Annotated in this window: 1 pseudogene; it reads left to right on the forward strand. The window is 49.4% G+C overall.

From position 1 onward, the window contains the following. A pseudogene (locus KKC1_RS16180) lies at window positions 1-231 on the forward strand (IS1634 family transposase); the annotation flags it as partial.

Below are 231 nucleotides of genomic sequence, written 5' to 3' on the forward strand. Positions count from 1 at the left end.
AACCCCCAGGAAGCCGTAAGGGATGCTCAGGTGCGGCAGCAAGTTCTTGAGCACCTCGAACAAAAGCTCAAGACCGGTGGTATAAAGAGCCTAATCAGTAACTCGGCTTACCGAAAGTTCCTTTCGGTTTCAAATGGTGCCGTCCAGATTGATAAAGACCGGATAAACGAAGAAGCCCGCTTTGACGGCAAGTATGTACTTAGAACCAATACCACATTGCCGGCAAGCGAA

The sequence above is a fragment of the Calderihabitans maritimus genome, assembly GCF_002207765.1.
Lineage (GTDB): Bacteria > Bacillota > KKC1 > Calderihabitantales > Calderihabitantaceae > Calderihabitans > Calderihabitans maritimus.